Below are 23,889 nucleotides of genomic sequence, written 5' to 3' on the forward strand. Positions count from 1 at the left end.
TTCGTGTCCACTTCCCTGCGGCTCGGCGTCGCCGAGTTCCGCGCCCGGCCGGGCCGCGCGCTGCTGCCCGGAGTCGCGCTCGTGGTGGGCGTGGCCTGCCTGCTGGCCGCCCTGGTGCTGAGCGACGCGCTCACGAGGTCGGTCGACGAGGGCGCGCCGGTCACCCCGTCCACGGTGGGCCACGTGGTGAACGTCCGACCCGCCGAGTACGGCGCCGACACCGTCGAGGCGACCCGGCCCAAGCTCGACGACGCGTTGCTCACCAAGCTCTCCGCGATCGGCAGGGCGGTGCCGGTCCAGGAGGTCCGCGCGGACCTCCTGGACAGCAACGGACGGGCGGGGGAACACCGGGCCGAGGTGCACGTCCAGCAGCCCGACCTGGTGCGCTGGCCGCTGGCCGAGGGCAAGCAGCCCGCCGCCGACAACGAGGTCGCCGTCGACAAGATCACCGCGTACGAACGCGGTCTCAAGCCCGGCGACAAGATCAAGCTCGCCGCCGCGGACGGCAGGCCGTTCGACGCCACGGTCAGCGGCGTCATGAAGAAGGGCGGGATGGACTCGCGGCCGGTCCTGGTCGCCGGTCCCGAACTCGCGAAGAAGCTCGACACGCAGCCCGACACGCTGGCGATCTGGGTGATCGGCGGGGCGCGGGACGCCGTCGCGAGCGCCGCTGGGGCGTCCTACGTCGTGTTCGACCCGGAGCCGGACGCCGACAAGATCGGCAACGACCTGACGTTCGTCCTCCTGCCGTTCAGCGTTCTCGCGCTGGCCACGGCGGTGTTCGTCGCGGCGGCCACGTTCCGTGCGGTCTATGCGCAACGTCAGCGTCAAACGGCGTTGCTGCGGTGCATTGGTGCCCAGCGCGGGCCGTTGGTGCGCAGGAGCCTGTTCGAGGCGTTCGTGACGGGTTCGGTGGCCGGTGTCGGCGGTGCGTTGCTCGGTGGACCGATGGCGTGGCTGCTGGCCAGGACGTTCGACGTCACCGGCATCTCCGCGCTGTTCGGCGCGGTGGAACTGAGTCCGGAACTGCTGCCGTCGCTCGGGTACGTGATCCTCGGAGTTGTTGTTGCCGCGCTGTTGAGCGTGATGGCCGCTGTCCGGCCCGCGATCAACGCCGCGCGTGTGTCTCCGTTGGCTGCTCTTCGTGACGCGGAAAACGAGGTTCCCCCTCGGTCCGTGCGTCGCCTCCGGCTCGTGTTCGGTCTGCTGTTCACCGGCGTCGCGGCGCTGCTCGCGATGGCGGCCGTCGCGGCCAAGGGCACGAGCGCGGCCCCGCTCTCGGTCACCTTCTCCGCGATCGCCGCGGTGACCGGCCTGTTCTGGATCCTCGGCCCGGTCACGGTGCCGTTCATCGCGCGGCTGTTCGGCAAGATCGGTGGTACAGGTTGGACACAGTGGAAGCTCGCCGGCGCCGAGGTGCGCAGGATGCCGCAGCGGTCCGCGTCGGTGGCGCTGCCGTTGCTGCTGGCCAGCTCGATGGTGACGTTCTTCCTGGTCGTGCTGGGCAGTGCGCAGGAGATGACCTACACGTTCGCCAACCAGGAGCGCCCGGACGTCACGGTGGTGGACGCGGGCGACCGGCCGTTGCCGGTGATCCCGGTGCAGGACGGCGTGGCCGCCAGCGTCGTGCTGCACAAGGCCGAGAACGGGTCCGGTGTCGATCCGCAGGAGTTCAAGGCGTGGCTGAAGGCGCAGAACGTGTCCGGAGCCGACCAGTTGGCCGCGGGGACCGCGGTCGTGCCGGAGCACTGGGCCGACAAGCCGTTCGTCGAGAACGACGGCAAGCAGTACAAGGTGGTCGGGACCGTGCCCGGCACGATCACCGGCTACACGCCGATCCTCGGTGGCCTGACCTCCGGTCCCGCCGAGAAGGTGCTGGTCGCGCTGAAGCCGGGCACCGACCCCGCCCAGTTCCGGGCGAAGCTGCAGGCCGCGCTGCCGAACAACCCGACGGTCATCGTGCAGACAGATGCCGACGAGCGCGCGGAGGCCGACCGGTACATGCACCTGGGCACCGTGCTGATGATGGTGCTGCTCGGGCTGTCCGTGGCGGTCGCCGTGACCGGTATCGGCACCGCCCTGACGATCTCGGTCCAGGAACGCCGCAAGGAGCTCGCGCTCAGGCGCGCCCTGGGCGTGACTCAAGGCGGGCTGCAGGGCGGAGTCATCGCTGAAGCGATCATGCTGGCGCTCGTCGGGGTCATCGGCGGGGGCGTGCTCGGGTTCGGTTACGCGGAGGTCGCGATCCTGGCGACCGGTCTCGACCTGTCACTGCCCGGCGCGTCGGTGGTGTTGCCGCTGGTCATCGGCGCGGCGGCGGTCGTGGTGCTCGCCGTGGTGGCCGCGTTCGGACCTTCTCGCGGCGCTTCGCGCATTCGCCCGGCGGCGGGACTGGCATCCGGGTGAATAGGGTGAGGGGAGCTTCATCGTGAAGCTCCCCTCACGCTGTTGTCGGGTTCAGGTCATAAGGTGTTGCGCATGCGGCGGATCATGGGAACCGAGGTCGAGTACGGCATCGCGGTGCCGGGCGACGCGACCGCGAACCCGGTGCTCACTTCGACACAGGTGGTGCTCGCGTACGCGGCGGCGGCGGACATACCGCGCGCCAGGCGTGCCCGATGGGACTACGAGGTGGAGTCACCGCTGCGCGACGCGCGCGGGTTCGACCTGGGCAGCCCCGGCGGCCACCCCGCCGACTCCGACGTCGAGGACCTGGGCGCGGCGAACGTCATCCTCACCAACGGCGCGCGGCTCTACGTCGACCACGCGCACCCCGAGTACTCGGCTCCCGAGGTCACCAACGCGCGTGACGCGGTGATCTGGGACAAGGCGGGGGAGCGGGTGATGGAGGAGGCCGCGATGAAGGCCGCCACCGTGCCCGGCCAGCCCCGCCTGCAGCTGTACAAGAACAACGTCGACGGCAAGGGCGCGTCGTACGGCACGCACGAGAACTACCTGATGCAGCGGTCGACGCCGTTCACGGCCGTCATCGCGGGCCTCACGCCGTTCTTCGCGTCGCGCCAGGTCATCACCGGTTCCGGCCGGGTGGGCATCGGCCCGTCCGGTGAGGAGGCGGGCTACCAGCTCTCCCAGCGCTCCGACTACATCGAGGTCGAGGTCGGCCTCGAGACGACGCTCAAGCGCGGCATCATCAACACGCGCGACGAGCCGCACGCGGACGCGGACAAGTACCGCCGCCTGCACGTCATCATCGGCGACGCGAACCTGGCCGAGTACTCCACGTACCTCAAGGTCGGCACCACGTCCCTGGTGCTGGACATGATCGAGGCCGGCCAGCGGTTCGACGACCTGCGCATGGTCGACCCGGTGCGCGCGGTGCACCAGATCAGCCACGACCCGACGCTCAAGACCAAGGTCGAGATGACCGGCGGGCGCAAGTTCACCGGCCTGGACGTCCAGTTCGCCTACCACGAGCGCGCGGCCGCGTTCGTGGAGAAGGAGGGCATCGGCGACCGCGACGTGCTGCGGGTCTGGGGCGAGGTGCTCGACGCGCTGGCCCGCGACCCGGCGGAGTGCGCGGACCGGCTCGACTGGGTCGCCAAGCTGCGGCTGCTGGAGGGCTACCGCCAGCGCGACGGCCTGGCGTGGGGGTCGGCGCGGCTGAACCTGGTCGACCTGCAGTACTCGGACGTGCGCCTGGACAAGGGCCTCTACAACCGCCTGGTCGCCCGCGGCTCGATGAAGCGCCTGGTGAGCGAGGAAGAGGTCATCGCGGCCATCACCACGCCGCCTGAGGACACGCGTGCGTACTTCCGCGGCCGGTGCCTGGAGCGTTACCCGACCTCGGTCGCGGCTGCGTCGTGGGACTCGGTGATCTTTGATCTGGGTCGAGAATCCCTCGTGCGAATTCCCACCCTGGAACCGCTGCGGGGGACGAAAGCGCACGTCGGAGCCCTTTTGGAGGCCTCGGACACCGCCGAGCAACTGGTGGACGCGCTGACTCGCGGGTGATCGTCTACCCGAGTGGCTCAGGATTTTTGTCGGTGCCGCTGGGTAGTGTTCTTGTCAGGCGAGTTAGCGGGAGGCCGAGATGTCCCAGGAACAGAAGCAGCGCCAGGGCGGTGGCGACGGCGACGACGGCGCGGACGACGCCGCCGGAGCCGGTCAGGAACGCCGCGAGAAGCTCGGCGAGGACGTGGACGCGATCCTCGACGAGATCGACGACGTGCTCGAGGAGAACGCGGAGGACTTCGTCCGCGCATACGTGCAAAAGGGTGGTCAGTAGGCCTTCGGGGGCCTGCCGACCATCTTCGGGGACGGGAGAACAACCAACACATGGACCACAGCTCGACCGGGCGTTACCCGGCCGCGGCGTTGCCCTCGGCGTACCTGACGCCGGGCTCGTCGTCGTTCACGGACTTCTTGCGGGCCCAGGCACCCGACATGCTGCCTTCCGCCCGGAAGCTCCCGGAGGGGACCGTCCAGGCCCCGCACGGGACGACGATCGTCGCGGCCACCTACAAGGGTGGGGTCGTGATCGCCGGCGACCGGCGCGCGACGATGGGCAACGTCATCGCCCAGCGCGACATGAAGAAGGTCTTCGTGACCGACGACCACTCGGCCGTCGGCATCGCGGGCACGGCAGGCATCGCGATCGAGATCGTGCGGCTGTACACGGTCGAACTGCGGCACTACGAGAAGATCGAGGGCGTCTCGCTGTCGCTCGACGGCAAGGCGAACCGCCTCTCGGCCATGATCAGGGGCAACCTCGACGCGGCCATGGCCGGCCTCGCCGTGGTGCCCCTGTTCGCCGGGTACGACACGTCGGCCACGGACTCGGAACGCGCGGGCCGCATCGTGTCCTACGACGTCACTGGTGGCCGTTACGAGGAGTCGCAGGGCTACCAGGCCGTCGGCTCGGGCTCGCTGTTCGCGAAGTCGGCGCTGAAGAAGCTCTACGACCCCGACGCGGACGTCGACGGTGCGATCCGCTCGGTCATCGAAGCGCTCTACGACGCGGCCGACGACGACTCGGCCACGGGGGGCCCGGACCCGGTCCGCCGCCTCTACCCGGTCGTGGTCACGATCAACGGCGCCGACGGTGCCGTCGAGGTGCCGGAGTCGCAGGTCGCCACGGTCGCCGACGCGGTCGTCGAGGGCCGCCGGTCCCGCCCAGCAGGCTGAGTCCCCATCAGGTTCGACGTCAGGAGCACCACCCATGACGATGCCGCTGTACGCATCGGCAGAGCAGGTGATGCGCGACCGCTCGGAGTACGCCCGCAAGGGCATCGCCAGGGGTCGCAGCGTCATCGTGCTGAAGTACGCGGACGGCATTCTGTTCGTCGCGGAGAACCCCTCCAGCACGCTGCACAAGGTCTCGGAGATCTACGACCGCATCGGCTTCGCGGCCGTCGGGCGGTACAGCGAGTTCGAGAACCTGCGGCAGGCCGGGATCCGGTTCGCTGACGTGCGCGGGTACCAGAACGACCCGCGTGACGTCACTTCGCGGTCTCTCGCCAATGTCTATGCCACCACGTTGGGTACCTACTTCACCGAGCAGATCAAGCCTTTTGAGGTGGAGATCTGTGTGGCCGAGGTCGGGGACTCGTCTTCGACGGACACGTTGTACCGGTTGACTTACGACGGGTCCATTGTGGATGAACCCCAGTACATCGTGATGGGTGGCACTGTGGATGCCGCCAACACCGCGTTGAAGGAAGCCTTTGCTGACGGGTTGACGTTGGCTGAGGCTGTTCCGGTGGCGGTGAAGGCGTTGTCGGCCGGGTCGCCGTCCACCGGGTCCACCGGGTCTGAGCTGTTGCCTGCCAACAAGTTGGAGGTGGCGGTTCTGGAGCGGGCCCGGCCTCGGCGGGCGTTCCGGCGGATTGCTGGGGCGGCTTTGGATTCTTTGATGCCTGCGCCTACCAAGGGTGGGAAGGCTGTTGAGGATGTCGAGCTGCCTGGCTCGGAGGACGAGTCCAAGTAGTTCTTTCACGTTGTTGCGATTGGCCCCCGGCGTTGGTGCCGGGGGCCTTTTGCTCGTGTCGCGGCCGAAAAGCAAAAGCTCGGCTGCGCCTTCGCTACTGCTCGCCTTGGGCGTACTTGTCCAGCAGGGCTGCCAGTCCTTGCGGGTTGCTCAGTTGTGCGCAGTGGCCCGATGCCAGTTCTACCGGCACGACGCCTGGCAGGCGGTCCGCTACCACTCCTCGCATGAACGCCGGGGTGAAGAACCTGTCTTCGGTGCACAGGATGAAGTGCGTTGGCACGTCCGGCATCGCGTCCAGTGGCCACGGCTTGGCCATCGGGTTCTCGGACATGCCGCGTTCCCGTTTTTGTGACTCCTCGGCCAGGTCTGCGGGGACGTCGTGCCAGAACTGGTCTTCCAGGCCGCTGTCCGTGTAGCCCGTGTTGGCCCACCAGCCGCCTGGCGTTTCACCTGGGCGGGGGAGCATCGCGGTCACCAGGACCAGTGCCTTGGCGTTGACGCGGGCAGCTACCAGTGGGGCCACGAAGCCTCCGAACGAGTGGCCCACCGCCACCACGTCCGAAGTGGACGGGAGAGCGTCGATCACGGTCGACGCCCAGTCGGTCAGGTCCTTCGACTCGTCTTCGGTGGGGAGGTCGGGGGCGACGACGGTGTGGCCCTTGGCTTGCAAGGCTTTTGCCACCAGGTGCCACGACCAGCCTACGTCGCCGCCCCCGTGCGCGATTGCGAAGGTTGTCATGGGACGACCCTATTCGCGGCGCTCGATCGGTAGGCGGGAACGGGTGAAAAGGGCCGCGCCGAGCATGGCCACGGCCGGGACGACCAGCAGGGAGATCGCGATGTTGGGCCAGGGGATGGTCAGCGGGTTGAGTTCTGGCCGGGGCCAGAGGTCGGCGTAGCCGACGTTCAGGGCGGACAGCAGGGCCAGGGCCGAGCCGACGCCTGCTGCTGTGCCCAGGAGGCCGCCGATGCCCGCGATCACGCCGGCTTGGCTCAGTGACAGGAGTTTGCGCAGGGTCGGGGTGGCGCCCACGGCGGCGAGGGTGGTCAGGTCTCGGCGGCCGTCGGCTGCCGCCAGGCCGGTGGCCAGGGCGGCTGCCGCGAGGGTGATGATGCCGGCCACCAGGCCGAGGAGGCTCAGGGCTCGTTGGACGTCGGAGTCTGTTGGGCGGTCCACGTGGACCTCGTATTCGCCGCCCAGTGCCGCGGTCAGGGCTTCCTGTTCGGTTTCGGTGGGCATGCGGGTCGTGGTGGCGTACATGGTGAACGTCGCTACCGGGAAGCCCAGGGAGCGGGCGGTTTCCTCGGTCATCACGGCCAGTGGGGCGCGTTGTCGTTGGGGTGCGGCGAAAGCCGGTGCGGGCCTGGTGGTGGCTTGCGTGCCGGTGGCCAGGAGGGTTTGGCCGTCGGAGACCAGGTTCGGGTCGTTGACGACGATTTTGCCGTCGCGGAGGGCCGATTGGGCGGCGGGGACGTCGTCGTCGTGCAGGTGCAGCAGGGATTGGACGGCGTCGGGGGTGGCGACGGCCAGGAAGCCGTCCGGAGTGGTGAAGGTGCCGAAGTAGCGGTGGATTCGGCCTGCGCCGGTGCAGCGTTGGTCTGCCAGGGCCGATTGTCGTTCGGTGTCGGTTGGTCTTCGGTGCAGCACGTCCGAGGTGTACGGGCACTCGCGGTCCGCTGGCGGGCGGAGGTGGGCGAAGCAGGGGCCGCCGTCGCACGAGAGGAGTTTGATCTCGTGGGTTTCGGAGACCGGCATGGCGTCGCGGACGGCGGTGGCGACCGAGGGTGGGATGGCGATGGTGTTGGCCTTGCTGAGGTCGTCCAGGCGGTAGACGGTGACGTCGCCCATGTTGCCTGCCAGTTGACCCGCTTCTTGCTGGGCCTGGGAGGTGAGCATGACGCTGACGGCCACCGCGCCGATCACGGCGGCCATCACGGCGGAGATCGCGGGGGCTGCGGCTGTTCGGTTGCGGGAGGCGTCGCGCAGGGCGATGCGGAGGGCCACGGGGAGCAAGCGGCCCGCGCGGGCCAGGAGGCCCAGCAGGGCCGGGGTGCAGAGGACCAGGCCCGCCTCGGTGAGGATCAGGGCGATGAGGATGCCGGCGAACAGCATCTGGATCGCGCTGAAGACGCCGACGGCTACGCCTGTGGTGACCAGGAACAGGCCCAGTACCAGCCAGCGGCGGCGGGAGTGGGTGATGCCGCGGCGGCCGGCCAGGGCGGTCACCACGTCCTGGCGGGAGGAGATCCAGGCCGGGACCAGGGCCGCCAGGACGCCGGTGACGATGGCGAGCAGGGCGAGAGCGGCCAGGGCGGACGGGTAGAAGCGTTGGGCGGCAAAGCGTTCGGCCAGGAGCCATTCGACCAGCGGGCGGCCGGCCACCGCCGCGAGCGTGCCCAGGAGGACGCCGCCCAGAGCCGCCAGGGTGCCGGTGACCACGCCGTCGGCCAGGACGATGCGGCGGACGTGGGCGGGGGAGCCGCCCACTGCCGAGATCAGGGCCAGTTCGCGTTTGCGGCGGCGGGCTCCCACGGCCAGGGCGGATCCGGCCAGCAGGGACATCTCCAGGACGGCCAGGCCCGCGATGAGGAACAGGACGTCGGCGCCGACCTCTTTGGAGTCGGTGAACTGCGGATAGCGGTCGGCTGCCGGGGGCAGGTCGTGCAGGACGGTGCGGGAGAGGACCGCGATGCCGACCTTGTTGAGCTCCTTGACCTTCGCCCAGTCGATCGGGGTGGTGACGAGCCAGGAGCGGTCGGTGTGGTCGAACGTGCCGGGCAGCGCCACGAGGGTGGTGTTGTCCAGGCGGTCGGGTTCCTCGATGACGCCCACGACGGTGAACCCGCGGCCGTCCTCGGTGGTGAGCGTGCCGTTGAGACCGACACCGGTGCGTTGCACGGCGTTGCGGGACAACGTGATCTCGGTGTTGCCGAGGGCCGCGCGGCCCTCCAGGAGGGTGATCATGCCCTTGGTCAGCGGGTTGTTCAGGTCGAGCATCCGGACGCCGGCGCGGCCGACGCCCGCGGTCGTGCGGATGTTGACGCCGCCGCGTTCGACGGGCACCAGCTGGGTGCCGGGCAGCAGAGCCTTCAGGCGCTCGGCGGAGGGTTCCTGGCCTTCCGCGTTGCCGGTCGGGATCGCGAAGTCCCTGGTCGGTTCCTGGATCACCGGGCCGCGGTAGGGCCAGCTGACCAACGCCTCGGCGGCACCCATGCGGCGGGCCGCGTCCTCGTCCGGGGTCGGGGTGGTCGAGTCGTGGACGATGGCGGTGAAGGACAGGGCCGCCACCGGGACCAGGATCAGGGCGATGACCAGGGCGGAGCGGCCGCGGGACCGGCGGGCCTCGCGCCAGGCGATGCGCAGTGCTGCGCGCCATCCCCTCACGGCGTGCTCAGCAGTTCTTCTGGCTGGTCGCGGGTGGAGACGTCGACGACGACGCCGTCGCGCAGGAAGATCACGCGGTCGGCCCAGGCGGCGTGGCGGGCGTCGTGCGTGACGAGGACGGCGGCGGCACCGGCGTCCACTTTGGACCTCAGCAGGCGCAGGACGGTTTCGCCGGTGCGGGAGTCGAGGGCGCCGGTCGGTTCGTCGGCCAGGACCAGACGGCGTTCACCGATCAGGGCACGGGCGATGGCGACGCGTTGCTGCTGGCCGCCGGACATCTCGTCGGGGAAGCGGTCCGCGTAGCCATCCAGGTCCACTTCGGACAGTGCCTGCTCGGCCTGCCGGCGTGACTTGCGGACGCCGTCGAGGTCGAGGGGGAGTGCGACGTTCTCGGCGGCGGTGAGGCTCGCGACGAGGTTGAGGTCCTGGAAGACGTAGCCGATCCGCCGGCGACGCCACGCGGCGAGCTGCTTGCGGGACAGGGACTGCAGGCTGGTGTCGTCGACGAGGATCTGGCCGCTGGTCGGGCTGTCGAGGCCGCCCGCGAGGTTGAGCAGCGTCGACTTTCCGGAGCCGGACGGGCCCATGATCGCGACGAGCTCTCCGGGTTCGACGGCGAGGGAGACGTCGTCGAGCGCCTTGACCGCCGTTTCGCCGGTGCCGTGGACGCGGCGCACGCCGCGCAGTTCGAGGACGGTCATCTCGGCACCTCGACATCGGTCGTCTCGGGAACGGCCTTCGGTTCGTAGCGCAGCAGGCTCGCCTCGCAGTGGTCGAGCCAGCGCAGCTCGGCCTCGGCCTGGAAGATCATCGCGTCGAGCACGAGCAGCCACGGCAGGTCGCCGGGCTGCGTCTTCAGCCTCGTGTACTCCTGCAACGTGCGCATCGTGGCCGTGCGCTGGGTCATCACGACCTTGGCGACGTCGACGCCCGGCGTGGTGATCGCGAGGGCGAGCTTGATCGCCACCTCGTCGCGCGGGCGGTCGGTGCGTTTGACCGGCGACGCGAACCACTTCCTGAGCTCCGTGCGGCCCTGCGTGGTGATCTCGTAGGGCCGCTGGCCCTCGTTCTCGGGTAGCGCGGCCACCAAATCGTCACGCTCGAGGCGCGACAACGTCGTGTAGACCTGCCCGATGTTCAACGGCCACGTGCCGCCGGTGGCTGAGTCGAACGCCGCCCGCAGCTGGTAGCCGTACATGGGCCCGCGCTCCAGCAGCGCGAGCAGACCGTGTTTGACCGACATACGTACTGAGTATGCATACCGAGTATGTTCCTGGCAAACGGTGACGCCGGAACATGCGTGCGAGCAGGGCTGACATGGGGAACCCTGAGTGGTGCCGGAGACGTCCGGCTGAAGTGGGACTGGGGGATGACGTGGTCGACGCCGTACGGGGTCGAGCTGGGGAAGTGAACCTGCTGGGGGCCTCGGGTCGCTCGGCTGTGCCGCCGGTGCTGACGCCGCCCGCGGCGATCCGGGACTACGAGACCTCGGACGAGGTCTCCTGGCTGCGCTGCCGGGTGCTGGGATTCGTCACGACGAGCAACTACGACGACGTCTGGCAGGCCAAGCGCCGCGCCGATCTCGAACTCGTCGCGCTCGACGACGGCGTCGTGGTCGGCGCATTGGATGTGTCGATGCCCGGTGCGGAAGCGACCATTGAGACCGTGGTGGTGCACCCGGACTATCAGCGCCGTGGGATCGCCACGGCGTTGCTGAGCGAGGCACTGCGTCGGTTGGAACGGTGCGGTGCGCGCGTACTCGATGCCTCGACCCGTGAGGACGAACAGGCGTTGGGCTGGTTCGCGCGCAACGGGTTCCTGGAGACGTCACGCTATCTGCACGTCTACGCCACGGCGGACGAAGTGGGCACCGTGCTGAACGCCAGGTACGGGCTGACTCCGATGGGAGCGTTCCTGCACGCCCGGATCGAGCGGGAGGCCGAGCTGCGCCAACGGTTCGAGCGCGTGCACGTGTGCCGCAGGATGGTGCGGATGATCGGCTAGGAGCTGATGCCGGTGAGTCGCGGGATGGTGGCGGTGCGCCCTGCGAGCAGCATCAGCAGCGCCTCGATCGGCCCGCTGACCTCGGTGCCCTCGCCGGCCGACCAGTCCGCGTCGGTGGCGACGAGCCGGTGCCCAGCGAGCCGGCGGCGGGCGTGGAACGGGAAGCCGATCCGCCACAGGTCGTCGGCGGCGACGACGGCCGCCTCGATCGGCATGTGGCGTTCGATGCCCAGCGGCAGGGCGATGTCCTGCGTGTGCACCATGATGTCCATCAGTGCGTTCTTGAGCGTCTGGCCCGGCGCGAGCCTGTGCACCCCGACGGCGCCGCGCAGTTCCGCGACGAGCTCGGCGGTCGGTCTGCGTGCTTCGGCACGCGCGGTCTGGTCGACCATGCGGTTGAAGCTGCCGCGGGCCTTGAGAAACCCGCGGAACGCCCCGAGAAGACCGATTCGGTGCGCGAGCGACAGGTGGGCGGCGACCTCGCGCACGGTCCAGCCCGCGCACAGCGAAGGGTGGCTCCACTGGGCGCCCGACAGGCCGGCGAGCAGCTCCGCCGTCACCGCGCGTTCGGAGTCGATCGTCTGCCACATCTGCCTGTCGTCCATGGTCCCGCTCCCTTGATTTAGTTCGAGAGGCTGACTACTTTAATCAGAGTCTCTGACTAAAGCAACGGGAGTTCGCGTGAACATCGGTCTGCTGCTCTTCATCCCGAACCGCGACGTGGAGAACCGGGTCCTGGCCGCGGTCAACGCGGCGGGGTTCGACGTGACGCAGGCGCAGGCGCGGGTGCTCATGCGCGTCGGCCCGCAGGGATCGCGGCTGACCGAGCTCGCGGAGGCGGCCCAGGTGACCAAGCAGACCGCCGGGTTCCTGGTCGACCAGCTGGAGAAGGCCGGGTACGTGGAACGGGTGCCGGACCCGGCGGACGGCCGGGCGCGGCTGGTGCGGGTCACCGAGAAGGCGCTGGGCGCCGTCCCCGTCGCGGACGCGGAGCTGGCCAGGATCGAGGCGGAGTGGGAACGGCACATCGGCAAGCGGCTCATGGGGCAGCTGCGCGAGGCCCTGGAGATGCTCGGCGAGATCACCGATCCGTACCGCTGACCCGCGTGGTCGGTGTGTCAGGCCCGGTCGGACGCGCCTCGCAGCACGCAGAACTCGTTGCCCTCGGGGTCGGCGAGGACCGCCCAGCCGGTGCCGTCGGGCTCGCGGCGGTCCGCGACGAAGGTGGCACCGAGGCCCAGCAGCCGTTCCACCTCCTGGTCCCGTGAGGTCTCCGGGCGCAGGCACACGTGGATCCGGTTCTTGCTCGTCTTCGGCTCCGGTACCTGGTTGAAGTACAGGACCGGGCCGTCCGCCAGGAGCACCTCGCACTCCGGGTCACCCGGTTTGTCGTCCGGGTGCAGCGGACGGCCCGTCACCTCGCTCCAGAACCGGGCCAGTTCATAGGCGTTCGCGCAGTCGATCGCCACGTTCTGCAGCACAGAGACCATGCGTGCAGAGTTCCCGACCACCGCGGCGAACGCCACCGGGTTGTCAGGACGCGAGCAGCTCCGACACGCGCGTGCGGACCTCGGGCGAGTCGAGCCCGCGGACCATCACGGTGGTGCGGCGGCGCAGCACGTCGTCCACCTCGGACGCCCACTCGGTGCGGCGGGCGTGCTCGACCTGTGCCCAGATGTCCGGGCCGTCCGGGTGCACGCGCTCCAGCAGGGCCGGGTTCTCCAGGCCGAGCGCCACGACCTCGTGCGACGTCGTGCCGTAGTGGGTCGCGAGGTGGCGCACCACGTCGTCGGGCAGCGCGTTCCAGGCGTGGCCGAGCACGGAACCCACGGTGTCGGGCTGCGCCGAGCCGGGCAGCGCGACGCCGTCCAGCGGGCCGTCGAACGTGCGGCCGAGCTCCGAGTTCACCCGCGCCAGGACGGTGGTGCCGATCTTGCGGAACGTCGTCCACTTGCCGCCGGCCACGCTGATCATGCCGCCGGAACCCGCGGTGATCACGGTCTCGCGCTTGGCGTGCGAGGTGTCGCCGGGGCCGCCGGGCAGCACCCGCAGGCCCGCGAACGTGTACGCGAGGTTCTTCTTGTCGAGCCCGGTGACGGCGACGCCCGCCTCGGACATGATCTGGTCGACGTCGGCCTCGGTGCACGACACGGCGGCCGGGTCGCCCTCGTACGCCTCGTCAGTGGTGCCGAGGAGGAGGTGACCCTCCCACGGGATCGCGAACGACACGCGCACGTCGTCGACGGGGATCGTCAGCGCTGCCTTCCACTCCGACGACATCCGCATCACCAGGTGCGACCCCTTCGACAGGCGGATCGACGGGTCGGCGGCGGGATCCTCCATGCGCCGCAACACGTCCAGCCACGGGCCGGTGGCGTTGACGACGACACGGGCGTTGACGCCGAACTCGCCCAACGAGTCGCGCAGGTCAACGCCCGTGACCTTCGCACCGGTCTTGCGCAGGCCCACGACCGAGATGTGGTTGAGCAGCACGGCACCGGCCTCGGCGGCGGCGCGCGCGGCGGTGATCGCCACGCGGCTGTCGTTCATCTGGTGGTCGTAGTACATCGCGGCCCCGCGCAGACCGTCGGCGCGCAGGTCAGGCACCCACTCCGCAGCCCTGCGCGCCGACAGCACCTTCCCCATGCCGTCGCCGAAGCCCGACAGCGCGGAGTACAGCGTCACGCCCGCACCGAGCACGAAACGGCTGTGCGGGCCTCCCTTGTAGACGGGGACGAGGAACGGCAACGGGCGCACCAGGTGCGGGGCCAGGCGGTCGCCCAGCGCGCGGCGTTCCTTGTGGTTCTCGTGCACCATCGGCACGGCCGACGGGCCCATCGCGAGGTAGCGCAGGCCGCCGTGGACCAGCTTCGACGACGCGGACGACGTGGCGCCCGCGAAGTCACCGCTCTCCACCAGCGCGACCCGCAGCCCGGACCGCGCCGCGGCCCACGTGGTCGCGATGCCCAGGATGCCGCCGCCGATCACGACGACGTCGAAGTCGCCGTGCTGGAGCTCTTCGCGGGCCCGCGCCCGTTGGGTCAAGCCAAGAGAAAGGTCAGTCATCGTCCTCGTCCATCCACCCGACGGTCCGCTCGACCGCCTTCTTCCACTTCCGGTAGCCCTTGTCGCGGGCTGCCGGTTCCATCGACGGCTCCCATTCGGCCGCCTTGTGCCAGTTGGCTTTCAGTTCTGCCGTGCCGGTCCAGTAACCGACCGCGAGCCCGGCCGCGTACGCCGCGCCGAGGCACGTCGTCTCGGCGACGATCGGGCGCACCACCGGCACGTCCAGCACGTCCGAGAGGAACTGCATGAGCAGGTTGTTCGCCGTCATGCCGCCGTCGACCCGCAACGTCGTGAGGTCGACACCGCTGTCGGCGTTCATCGCGTCCACGACCTCTTTGGTCTGCCACGCCGATGCCTCCAGCACGGCCCGTGCGAGGTGTCCGCGCGAGATGTAGCCCGTCAGCCCGGCGATCACGCCACGCGCGTCACTGCGCCAGTGCGGTGCGAAGAGTCCCGAGAACGCGGGCACGAAGTAGGCACCGCCGTTGTCCTCCACGGTCCGTGCGAGCGTCTCGATCTCCGCCGCCGACGAGATCAGGCCGACCTTGTCGCGGAACCACTGCACCAGCGCGCCCGTCACCGCGACCGCGCCCTCCAGCGCGTACGCGGCGGGTTCGTCGCCGATCTTGTAACCCACGGTGGTCAGCAGGCCGTTCCGCGAGTGCACCGGCTGGTCGCCCGTGTTGATCAGCAGGAACGCGCCCGTGCCGTAGGTGCACTTGCCTTCGCCGGGCTCGAAGCAGGTCTGCCCGAACAGCGCGGCCTGCTGGTCGCCCAGCGCTGAGGCGACGGGCACGCCCTGGTGCGTGCCGTAGACCTCCGAGGAGGACCGGATCTCGGGGAGCATCGCGAGGGGAACGTCCATCGCGGACACCAGTTCCGGGTCCCAGTCGAGGGTCTCCAGGTTCATCAGCATGGTGCGCGACGCGTTCGTCACGTCGGTGACGTGGCGGCCGGTCAGGTTCCAGATGAGCCAGGTGTCCATGGTGCCGAACAGGACCTCGCCGCGTTCGGCTCTGGCGCGCAGGCCGTCGACGTTGTCGAGCAGCCACCGCAGCTTCGGGCCGGAGAAGTAGGTGGCGAGCGGCAGCCCGGAGCGTTCGCGGAACCGGTCCTGGTCACCCAGCTGCTTGATCAGCGCGTCGGTGCGCGTGTCCTGCCAGACGATCGCGTTGTGCACGGGCTCGCCGGTCGCTTTGTCCCACACGACCGTTGTCTCGCGCTGGTTCGTGATGCCGAACGCGGCGATGTCGTCGTGGGTGAGAGACGCCTGTGCGAGGGCGTCGCGCACGACGGCCTGCACGTTCGTCCAGATCTCCGACGCGTCGTGCTCCACCCAGCCCGGTTTGGGGAAGATCTGCCGGTGCTCGCGCTGAGCGACCGACACGATCCCGCCGGCCTGGTCGAACACGATGCACCGGGACGACGTCGTGCCCTGGTCTATCGCCGCGATGTAGCTCACCCTGTAGCACCTCTCTGTGCCATTCGACATTGTCGAACGGTGTCAGGTTACTACCAGGCGAGGCCACCGAGCTCCCTGGAGACACTGCGAGCTGCCTCACGTACGTAGGACACGAGTTCGAGGCGGGGCGGCTGATCGGGTGACTCGCACAGCCGCTCGACCGGTCCGGAGATGCCGATCGCGCCCACGACGACGCCGCGCCGGTCCCGGATCGGAGCGGCGACCGAGGCTTCGCCCTCGACGAGTTCCTGCAGGTCGTAGGCCCAGTCGCGGTCGCGGACCTCGTTCATCGCGGTGTGCAGCTCGTCGGGGTTGAGGGTGTGCCGGGTGAAGTCCCGCAGGTCGCCGTCCGGCCACTCGCCGAACGCGACCAGCGCCTTGCCGAGGGCGGTCGCGTGCCACGGCAGCAGCGCGCCGGTGTCGAGCGTCTGCCGGCTGTTGTCCGGCCGGAACACGTGATGCACGACGAGCACGTGCTTGCCGTGCAGCACACCGATCCGCACCGCCTCGCGCGCCCGCATGGCGAGCGTGTCCGACCAGTTCAACGCCTTGGCGCGTAGCTCGTTGCCGTCCAGGTAGGAGGTGCCGATCTGGAACAGCGCGGCGCCCAGGCGGTACTTGCCGCCCTCGACCTCCTGCTCGACGAACCCGACCTCCTGCAACGTCCGCAGAATGCCGTGCACCGTCGGTTTCGCCAGGTCGAGGGCGCGGGCGAGCTCGCCGACGCTCAACTGGTGCGCGCCGCCGTGCGCGAGCAGCTTGAGCACCTCCGCCGCGCGCTGAATGGACTGAATGGGTCCGGGCACAACACGACCCTACCTGCACGCATTCGACAATGTCGAACACCAAAGTGCACGCGGGGACCCTACGTGTACTTCTGGCACACGCGGGGGCCCCGCGTGCCGTCAGTCAGGGGCGGTAGATGCCCAGGGCGGCGGCTCGGGAGCGGAACTTGAAGTGGGTGGCTCGTTCGCGGACCTCGCCGTCTGTGGCGATCGAGATCGGCGCGCCGTGCACCTCGACGTTCAACGAGGCCACTTCGAGGTGCTTGTAGGTGCGCGAGTGCTCCAACGCCCCGAGCAGCGCGCCCAGGAAGAACCTGGTGCGCGAGAACTGCCTATCTGCCCGTACGTACCGCACGTCGAGAAGCCCGTCGTCCAGCCGTGGCCGCATCGTCGGCGCGAACCCCTTGGGCCGGTACGGGCCGTTGCCGACGAACAGCAGCCACACCAGGTGCTTGTCGCCGTCGATGGTCATCTCCAGCGGCCTGGCCCGCTGCAGCACGCGGAACAGCGCGATCGCCGCCGCCGGCCACTTGCCCCAGCGCTTCTGCAGCTTCTCGCGAATGCGCACCATGTCCGGGTAGCCGCCCAGCGATGCCGTGTTCACGAACCACTGGCCGTTGACCTGCGCCAGATCAACGCGCACACCTACGCCGTCCGCGACTGCCTGAGCCGTGTCGTGCAGACCGGTGATACCGACGTCACGCGCGAAGTGGTTCAACGTGCCGGAGGGGATGAGCACCAGCGGTAGGTCGCGCTCAGCAGCGATGGCCGCCACGGCGGCTACGGTCCCGTCACCACCGGCCACTCCCAGCGCCTTCGCGTCGGGCAGGTCGGCCAGTTCCGCGATCGAGACGACCTGGGCCTTCGGCCACTCCTCGGTGATCTGCGGCGTCGGGTCCGGGCCGATTCCCGAGTGCGGGTTCACCACCACGACCAGCCCGTCGCCCTCCTGCAGCGACGTCAGGTCGGCGTGTTCGTAGGCCGACGCGGGCTCGTTCATCCCCAAAGGCCACCAACGGCGAGTCAGCATCGCGGCACCGACACCCACCGCCGCACCGGCCGCAACGTCCGTTGGCCAATGCACGCCCGTGTGAACGCGTGAATACGCCACGGCCGCCGCGATCGGTGCGACCACCACGCCTGCTTTGGGAGATTCCATGGCCACCGCCGTGGCGAAAGCGGTGGCTGACGCGGAGTGACCGGACGGAAACGACGACGAGGTCGGCCGCTTGGACAGCCGGCGCTCGACCGCGAGCAGATCAGCGGCGGGCCGGCGTCGTGGAAAAAGTGACTTCCCGACCAGGTTCGCGCTGGCAGAGGCCCCGGCAATGGCCGCGAGCCCCCTCATCGCGCCCCGCCGGAACGAGCCTTTCCCGGTTGCCAGGATTGCGGCGATCACGAACCACAACAAGCTGTGGTTGGCGGCCTTGGAAAGTCGCTTCATACCCCTGTCGAACCTGCTCGGAGGCAGTCCGGCAGAGGAGCTCATGAGCTTCTTGTCGAGAGCGCTGACCCGTTTCCACACCCCTCCGACACTAAACCGCAACCGGCGTGCCGCCCGAACGGATCACCCTGCACGGCGTAGGAGTCGCCTACTGTTGAGGGATGCAGCGGCGGATCTTCGGCATTGAGACAGAATTCGGGGTGACCTGCACCTTCCACGGGCAGCGTCGTCTGTCCCCGGACGAGGTCGCGCGGTACTTGTTCCGCCGGGTCGTCTCCTGGGGACGTTCGTCCAACGTGTTCCTGCGCAACGGTTCCCGGCTCTACCTGGACGTCGGCTCGCACCCGGAGTACGCCACGGCCGAGTGCGACGACCTGGCCCAGCTCGTCACGCACGACAAGGCGGGCGAGCGGATCCTCGAAGACCTCCTGGTCGATGCCGAGCGCAGACTGGCCGACGAGGGCATCGGCGGGGACATCTTCCTGTTCAAGAACAACACCGACTCGGCGGGCAACTCCTACGGCTGCCACGAGAACTACCTGGTCGCACGGGCCGGCGAGTTCTCCCGCATCGCGGACGTGCTGCTGCCGTTCCTGGTCACCCGCCAGCTGATCTGCGGTGCCGGCAAGGTGCTGCAGACCCCGCGCGGCGCCGTCTACTGCCTTTCCCAGCGCGCCGAGCACATCTGGGAGGGCGTGTCGTCCGCGACCACCCGATCCCGCCCGATCATCAACACCCGCGACGAGCCGCACGCCGACGCCGAGCGCTACCGGCGCCTGCACGTCATCGTCGGCGACTCGAACATGTCCGAGGTGACGACGCTGCTCAAGGTGGGCAGCGCCAACCTGGTGCTGGAGATGATCGAGCAGGGCGTCCAGTTCCGCGACTTCTCCCTGGACAACCCGATCCGCGCCATCCGCGAGATCTCCCACGACCTGACCGGCCGCCGCACGGTCCGGCTGGCAGGCGGCAAGGAAGCCTCCGCGCTCGACATCCAGCGCGAGTACTTCGAGAAGGCCGTCGAGCACGTCGCCAAGCGCTCCCCGGACCCGATGGCGCAGCGCGTCCTCGAACTGTGGGGCCGCACCCTCGACGCCGTCGAGTCGCAGGACCTCACGAAGATCGACCGCGAGATCGACTGGGCCATCAAGAACCGCCTGATGGAGCGGTACATGGCCAAGCACAACATGGACCTGTCCAACCCGCGCATCGCCCAGCTCGACCTCGCCTACCACGACATCCGGCGCGGCCGCGGCGTGTTCGACCTGCTGCAGCGCAAGGGCCAGGTCGAGCGCGTGACCGACGACGGCGAGATCGAGGCCGCCAAGGACACCCCGCCGCAGACCACGCGGGCCAAGCTGCGCGGTGACTTCATCGCCGCCGCGCAGGCCGCCGGTCGCGACTTCACCGTCGACTGGGTGCACCTGAAGCTGAACGACCAGGCGCAGCGCACCGTGCTGTGCAAGGACCCGTTCCGGGCGGTGGACGAGCGCGTCGAGCGCCTCATCTCGTCGCTGTAGTGCTCACTCGCTGAGCGTGAAGCCGAGGGCGCGGATGCGCTCCAGCACTTCGCCGGGTGTTGTCCGCGTCTGACGGGCAGCGGACAACACCTGGCCCCTCGGGAACGGGTCGTCGAGCGACCTGAACCGTTCTTCGCCTCTCAGATCCTTACTCAGCAGGATCAGGTCGTTCTTGTCGACGGCAGCGGGGAGGTGTGCTGTCTCGACAGGAATGTCGAGCGCGGCCAGCCGGCGGGCAACGTCTGCGGGCGGGAAGCCCGTCCTGCTCGCGGCGATCAGCAGGTGAAGCCGGCCGGGAGACGCTGTCGCGCTGAGCCAGGGGAATTCGGTCTGGTGGAAGATCGCCCAGCTGGAGGTCTCGACGGCCCGGTTGAGCAGCTGGGCGTCGATCGGGTCGATCCGCTGGGGTACCTCCGCCTCTTCCACTCGCAGGCCGAGTCGCGTGATTCGTTCCGCGACCTCGGCCGGTGACCTGCCGAGCTGGGCCGCACCAGCGAGTACGTGGCCCAGCGGCAGCGTGAGGCCGGTCCGCGCGAGCGCGGGGTGGTCCGGCAGGAGCCATGGTGGTTTGCCGTCGAGGAACACGCTGAGCAGAACTACCTCGTCCCCGCCGACGCCGGACCGGAACAGGTCGTCCGCTGGTGTGTCGAAGCCCATTTCCGCGAGCCTGCGGGCAACGTTCCGGGGCGCCTGCCGGGTCTTGGCTGCCGCGATGAGGACGTGCTGAGGATGCACCCGCTGTCCAGTTTTCAGCCAGGCGTTCCGCTCGTAGACGACGCCGCGGTCGCGTCCGATCGAGGTGGAGACGAGCACCAGATCGTTGACGTCGGTCTCGTCGGGCAGCAGGTCGAGCGGTGGTGGCGTGAAGCCGAGCGCGGTGAGTCGCCGCGCGACGTCCGCGGGAGATGTGTCGGTCTTCAGCGCGGCGGACAGCACGTCGCCGATTTCAACGGTTTCGTTTAGGCGCACCCAGTCCGAGCTCGGCTCGGCGAGGTTGTACTCCCGTACCAGCACGTGGTCCGTGGACGTGACGGACTCGGGGAGGGTTGTCTCCGACGGCACGGCGAACCCCACCTGAGCCAGTCTGGCCGCGATCCGCGCGGGTGAACGGCCGGATTTCAGCGCGGTGGTAGTGATGTACCTCAGCGGGACCGGATCGGGCGCACGACTGAACGGGCGCATCGTGAGTTCGGCGAAGACCGTTTCGTCCTGGGGGTCGTGATCGAGCGGTAGTTCCTCCGGGGAGGGAGTGGCATATCCGAGTTCTCTGAGACGTCGTGCCACCTCGGCAGGCGTCCGGGCCGCCTTGGCCGCCACCGACATGATGTGCGCGACCGGGACGGTCTCGCCCAGTGGGCGCCTGGCCGTCGCAACGTCAAAACTCACGAGCGCCTTGTCGACGGGATGGACGACGGCGGGCAGTTGGGCAAAGGTGGGAACGTCGTATCCCAGGTCGATCAGCCGTTGCGCGGCGGCGTGCGGCGTGAGCCCGGAGTTGATCGCCGCCACCAACACCTGATCGTGCCGGACGGGCTTGTCCGTCCGCAGCCAGGGCGGTTTACCGGGGTAGTGCCCGCTGAGCAGCAGAGAGTCCGTCGCTTCGACGTCGCCGGGCAGCTGAACGCCGTCTGGTACCGGACGGCCCAGTTCCCGCAGCCGCTCGGCAACCTCGGTCGGCGAGCGGTGCGCGCGAAGTGCCGCGGAGAGAACATGCCCCAGGTCCGGTGGTGCGAAGGTGTCCAGCCATGGTCGTCCGAGACCCCCGTCTGCCGACTCGGACAGAATGATGCCGTCCGACGGGAGCGCCGGCACCACGGTGGTGTCCGGGGCTGCCCACGGAGCCAGCTCGGGGTTGGCGTGCAGCCACGCGGCCAGCCGCCAAGCACCTATGTGGTCGTTCAGGTCGCGCAGGTTCATCCGGCCCGTCGACAACGTCTGCTCGTCCTCGGGGAAGCAGCCGACGATCTCGATCGGCATCTCCCTCCCTGCGATCAGCCATGGCCGGTACCTGGCCTCGATCGCGCGCTCGCAGATCTCGTCGGCGAGTCTGGGCATGTCGTCTACGAGAGTCGACAGCCAGGAGTGCGACAACGGCGAGTCCGCCGGATCCCGCAGCAGCGCCTCGGTCGCGGCGCGAAGACGGTCCTCCACCGCCGACCGGTCGAGATCGATGATCGTCTTGCGGTCGACGGTGAGCCGGGGCAGGGCGTTTCTCGTGAGGTTCACGATCGCGCCGAACAAGCGGGTGCCCGCCCAGATCCCATCGGAGAGAACCGCGCCGTTCGTGTCGCACCACCAGATTAGGCCGAACTCCGCCGTGACGACCCGATCGGCAGTGCGGCGTGCGTCCGGCGCGAGCGCGTCCGAGCCGATCGGGGCCATCGGGGACAACTGGCCGGGCTCCCAGGTGTGGCGGCCGCTCAGGTCGTCGGAGGTGACCAGGTAGTCGCTGACCCAGAGGATCCGGCGCAGCAGTTCCGTGCAGTGCACCGGGATGCCGGTCCGCCGCAGCCACAACCGGACGACGGTGCCCGCCTCACGGCCCTGGCCGACGTCGCGCACGCGGAAGAGCGCACCGGGACCGGCTATGTGCATTTCGAGCCGGCGTCCCGGGCCGCCGCCGCGACTCAGCCGGCAGGTCGTGACGGTGACCTCGTCGGCGAGCATGAAGTAGCTCAGGACGCCGATGCCGAAGCGACTGTTGGGGTAGGACTCGATCCCCACGGCAGCCCAGTCCGCCTGTTCCTCGACGTACTCCGGGAGGTCGGTGAACCGGACACCTGCCTGAGAGAACACGTCCACCAGTTCACGCTCACCCATGCCGATGCCGTTGTCCGCGCACTCGAGGAACGGGCGCCCGCGTTCGTCGACGTCCTGCCGGAAACCGATCCGGCCGGTCCACGGCTCCACCTCGTGGCGGGTCTTCACCAGGTAGTCCGTTCTCGCCCCGCGGTAACGGCACGCGTCGAGCGCGTTCTGGTAAAGCTCGCGGATGGCGAGTTCGGGCGTTCCGTAAAGCTGGTCTCCGATGAGCAGTTCCTGGACCCGGTGGTCTGACAGCCGGAACCGGTGGCCCAGGGCAACGGACGGGTGCCGGTTGTCGTCGGTGCTCGCCGCCAGCGTGATGCCGTCCGCCGTGGCGTGCACCGGCAGGGCGCCGAGAGGCTGGAGCCGACCCGGTTCTTCCGAGGCCACGACGATGTCGGTGAGCACCGAGTCCACCACGGCGGCCTGTTCGCGCAGGGCGAAGGCGGTGGCGGCGTGGCTGCACTCGGCGGTGAGCACCCGTGTCCGCGTGCCGCTCCAGGTGACGTTTCTGAGTGACCTGAGCACCTCTGCCGGAGTCACCCCGTCATCGATGCCCAGGTGGTCGGCGACCGCTCGATGCAGCACTGCGGGGTCGATCGCCATCCGGTGGGCGAGGACGAGCAGGTGCCCGAGCAGTTGCTCCCGGATCTCCTGCTCGATCTCGCTGCCGCCCTCGATGTGGGCCACCGGCCTCAACCCGTCGAGGCGGTCGGACTGGGTCAGGAAGGCGGGTGCGATCTGGACGACGCGCATCAGCTCCATCAGCCGTGCCGGAGTCAGCACCGACCTCAACGGCTCCTCGGGATCTTCGGGGAGCAACGCGGCGATGTTGACCGCGTGGTAGCAGTTCGAGTAGTTCACCAGCCACTGGTGGAACAGCCACCACGCGATGCCGTCAGCGGCGGGGTCGCCGGCTTCGAACGCACGAGTGCCCCGGCGGTGCAGCATGCCCTGGTTGGCGGCGAACGTGCTGAACCCCGGCACCGTGCGATCGCCGGTGAACGCGAGGACGGCCGGGTCGGCTCCGGCGAGAGTGCTCGCGGCCTGCCGCGCCCAGAACGCCTGGTGCAGGTAGGGGAACGTGATCAGCAGGGCCGACTCCGCATCGGAGAAGGTGGGCTTGTCCTGCGCCGGGAGACGTCCTGCGCTCCACTGGACGCGCTTGGTGAACCGGGCGGCGAACTCGGTGTCGAGCCACGGATCCCTCACCAGCAGGGCACGGCTATCCTCCCACTCGTCGGCCAGCTTCCGCACGACGGCGAGCGTGTCCGCCCGCATCTCGTTCGACTGGCCGAGGTGGTTGCCGGCGGCGATCGACCACGGGTGCGGGGCCGTCGCGTCCCCGAACGACCGCCGCGGCCCGCTCGCGTCGATCGGCGGAGGCAGGTCGCTGTCGGGCATGGGGAGATCTTCGTCCTCGACCCCAGGTCGAGCCGACCGCCGATCGGGGCTAGGAAGCGATCACTGG

General features: G+C 69.4%; 19 protein-coding genes. 8 read left to right on the forward strand and 11 right to left on the reverse strand.

All coding sequences use genetic code 11. The features are described from left to right. Window positions 1-3 precede the first annotated feature (3 nt). From B0F77_RS33285 to prcA, 5 genes are all read left to right on the forward strand, one after another. Window positions 4-2,406 carry an FtsX-like permease family protein gene (locus tag B0F77_RS33285; RefSeq protein WP_086666995.1) on the forward strand — a complete coding sequence of 801 codons (2,403 nt, stop codon included), beginning with the start codon at window positions 4-6 and terminating at the stop codon, window positions 2,404-2,406. 72 nt (window positions 2,407-2,478) lie between these two features. Next, window positions 2,479-3,972, forward strand: a complete 1,494-nt coding sequence (gene dop / locus B0F77_RS33290) for a depupylase/deamidase Dop (protein ID WP_086666996.1) — start codon at window positions 2,479-2,481, stop codon at window positions 3,970-3,972. Window positions 3,973-4,051: 79 nt separating this feature from the next. Continuing rightward, a complete protein-coding gene (locus B0F77_RS33295) occupies window positions 4,052-4,246 on the forward strand; it encodes a ubiquitin-like protein Pup (protein ID WP_030471529.1) in 195 nt (64 codons plus the stop codon). A 50-nt stretch (window positions 4,247-4,296) separates the two neighbouring features. Next, window positions 4,297-5,145, forward strand: coding sequence for a proteasome subunit beta (gene prcB / locus B0F77_RS33300; protein WP_086666997.1), 849 nt, complete (start codon window positions 4,297-4,299; stop codon window positions 5,143-5,145). Window positions 5,146-5,179: 34 nt separating this feature from the next. Continuing rightward, the gene (gene prcA / locus B0F77_RS33305; protein ID WP_086666998.1) at window positions 5,180-5,947 is read left to right on the forward strand and encodes a proteasome subunit alpha; all 768 of its coding nucleotides are present in this window, start codon (window positions 5,180-5,182) and stop codon (window positions 5,945-5,947) included. A gap of 94 nt (window positions 5,948-6,041) precedes the next feature. Here prcA and B0F77_RS33310 read toward each other — a convergent pair whose 3' ends face one another. Genes B0F77_RS33310 through B0F77_RS33325 form a run of 4 tightly spaced genes read right to left on the reverse strand, consistent with a single transcriptional unit; the run spans window position 6,042 to window position 10,575 of the window. Continuing rightward, on the reverse strand, window positions 6,042-6,686 hold the full coding sequence (locus B0F77_RS33310; protein ID WP_086666999.1) for an alpha/beta fold hydrolase: 645 nt from the start codon (window positions 6,684-6,686) through the stop codon (window positions 6,042-6,044). Between the two features lie 9 nt (window positions 6,687-6,695). Further along, complete coding sequence (locus tag B0F77_RS33315) at window positions 6,696-9,332, reverse strand: ABC transporter permease (protein WP_086667000.1); 2,637 nt, start codon at window positions 9,330-9,332, stop codon at window positions 6,696-6,698. Further along, window positions 9,329-10,033, reverse strand: coding sequence for an ABC transporter ATP-binding protein (locus tag B0F77_RS33320; protein WP_086667001.1), 705 nt, complete (start codon window positions 10,031-10,033; stop codon window positions 9,329-9,331). Before B0F77_RS33320 ends, B0F77_RS33315 begins: the two co-directional genes overlap by 4 nt. After that, complete coding sequence (locus B0F77_RS33325; RefSeq protein ID WP_086667002.1) at window positions 10,030-10,575, reverse strand: PadR family transcriptional regulator; 546 nt, start codon at window positions 10,573-10,575, stop codon at window positions 10,030-10,032. The genes B0F77_RS33320 and B0F77_RS33325 overlap by 4 nt, the downstream gene beginning before the upstream one ends. 164 nt (window positions 10,576-10,739) lie before the next feature. Between B0F77_RS33325 and B0F77_RS33330 the strand changes: the two genes are divergently transcribed. Further along, window positions 10,740-11,336 carry a GNAT family N-acetyltransferase gene (locus B0F77_RS33330; RefSeq protein WP_211294175.1) on the forward strand — a complete coding sequence of 199 codons (597 nt, stop codon included), beginning with the start codon at window positions 10,740-10,742 and terminating at the stop codon, window positions 11,334-11,336. Here B0F77_RS33330 and B0F77_RS33335 read toward each other — a convergent pair. Then, a complete protein-coding gene (locus B0F77_RS33335) occupies window positions 11,333-11,941 on the reverse strand; it encodes a maleylpyruvate isomerase family mycothiol-dependent enzyme (protein ID WP_086667004.1) in 609 nt (202 codons plus the stop codon). The two genes, B0F77_RS33330 and B0F77_RS33335, sit on opposite strands and share 4 nt — an antisense overlap. 76 nt (window positions 11,942-12,017) lie before the next feature. Between B0F77_RS33335 and B0F77_RS33340 the strand changes: the two genes are divergently transcribed. Beyond that, window positions 12,018-12,437, forward strand: a complete 420-nt coding sequence (locus tag B0F77_RS33340) for a MarR family winged helix-turn-helix transcriptional regulator (RefSeq protein WP_086667005.1) — start codon at window positions 12,018-12,020, stop codon at window positions 12,435-12,437. Between the two features lie 17 nt (window positions 12,438-12,454). On the opposite strand, the gene B0F77_RS33345 is transcribed toward B0F77_RS33340, so the two are convergent. The 5 genes from B0F77_RS33345 to B0F77_RS33365 form a co-directional block, all read right to left on the reverse strand. Then, window positions 12,455-12,826 carry a VOC family protein gene (locus B0F77_RS33345; protein WP_086667025.1) on the reverse strand — a complete coding sequence of 124 codons (372 nt, stop codon included), beginning with the start codon at window positions 12,824-12,826 and terminating at the stop codon, window positions 12,455-12,457. A gap of 43 nt (window positions 12,827-12,869) precedes the next feature. Continuing rightward, window positions 12,870-14,402: a glycerol-3-phosphate dehydrogenase/oxidase gene (locus tag B0F77_RS33350; RefSeq protein WP_086667006.1), complete on the reverse strand. Its 1,533-nt coding sequence runs from the start codon at window positions 14,400-14,402 to the stop codon at window positions 12,870-12,872. Further along, entirely contained in the window at window positions 14,395-15,894 is a 1,500-nt protein-coding gene (gene glpK / locus B0F77_RS33355; protein WP_086667007.1) for a glycerol kinase GlpK, read from the reverse strand. The genes B0F77_RS33350 and glpK overlap by 8 nt, the downstream gene beginning before the upstream one ends. 20 nt (window positions 15,895-15,914) lie before the next feature. Beyond that, a complete protein-coding gene (locus tag B0F77_RS33360) occupies window positions 15,915-16,670 on the reverse strand; it encodes an IclR family transcriptional regulator (RefSeq protein ID WP_086667008.1) in 756 nt (251 codons plus the stop codon). A 103-nt stretch (window positions 16,671-16,773) separates the two neighbouring features. Then, the gene (locus B0F77_RS33365; RefSeq protein ID WP_086667026.1) at window positions 16,774-18,138 is read right to left on the reverse strand and encodes a bifunctional phosphatase PAP2/diacylglycerol kinase family protein; all 1,365 of its coding nucleotides are present in this window, start codon (window positions 18,136-18,138) and stop codon (window positions 16,774-16,776) included. Between the two features lie 116 nt (window positions 18,139-18,254). Between B0F77_RS33365 and pafA the strand changes: the two genes are divergently transcribed. Next, entirely contained in the window at window positions 18,255-19,613 is a 1,359-nt protein-coding gene (gene pafA / locus B0F77_RS33370; RefSeq protein ID WP_086667009.1) for a Pup--protein ligase, read from the forward strand. A gap of 3 nt (window positions 19,614-19,616) precedes the next feature. On the opposite strand, the gene B0F77_RS33375 is transcribed toward pafA, so the two are convergent. Next, window positions 19,617-23,822 carry a wHTH domain-containing protein gene (locus tag B0F77_RS33375; RefSeq protein WP_086667010.1) on the reverse strand — a complete coding sequence of 1,402 codons (4,206 nt, stop codon included), beginning with the start codon at window positions 23,820-23,822 and terminating at the stop codon, window positions 19,617-19,619. Window positions 23,823-23,889 lie beyond the last annotated feature (67 nt).

The organism is Lentzea kentuckyensis, assembly GCF_002150765.1.
Lineage (GTDB): Bacteria > Actinomycetota > Actinomycetes > Mycobacteriales > Pseudonocardiaceae > Lentzea > Lentzea kentuckyensis.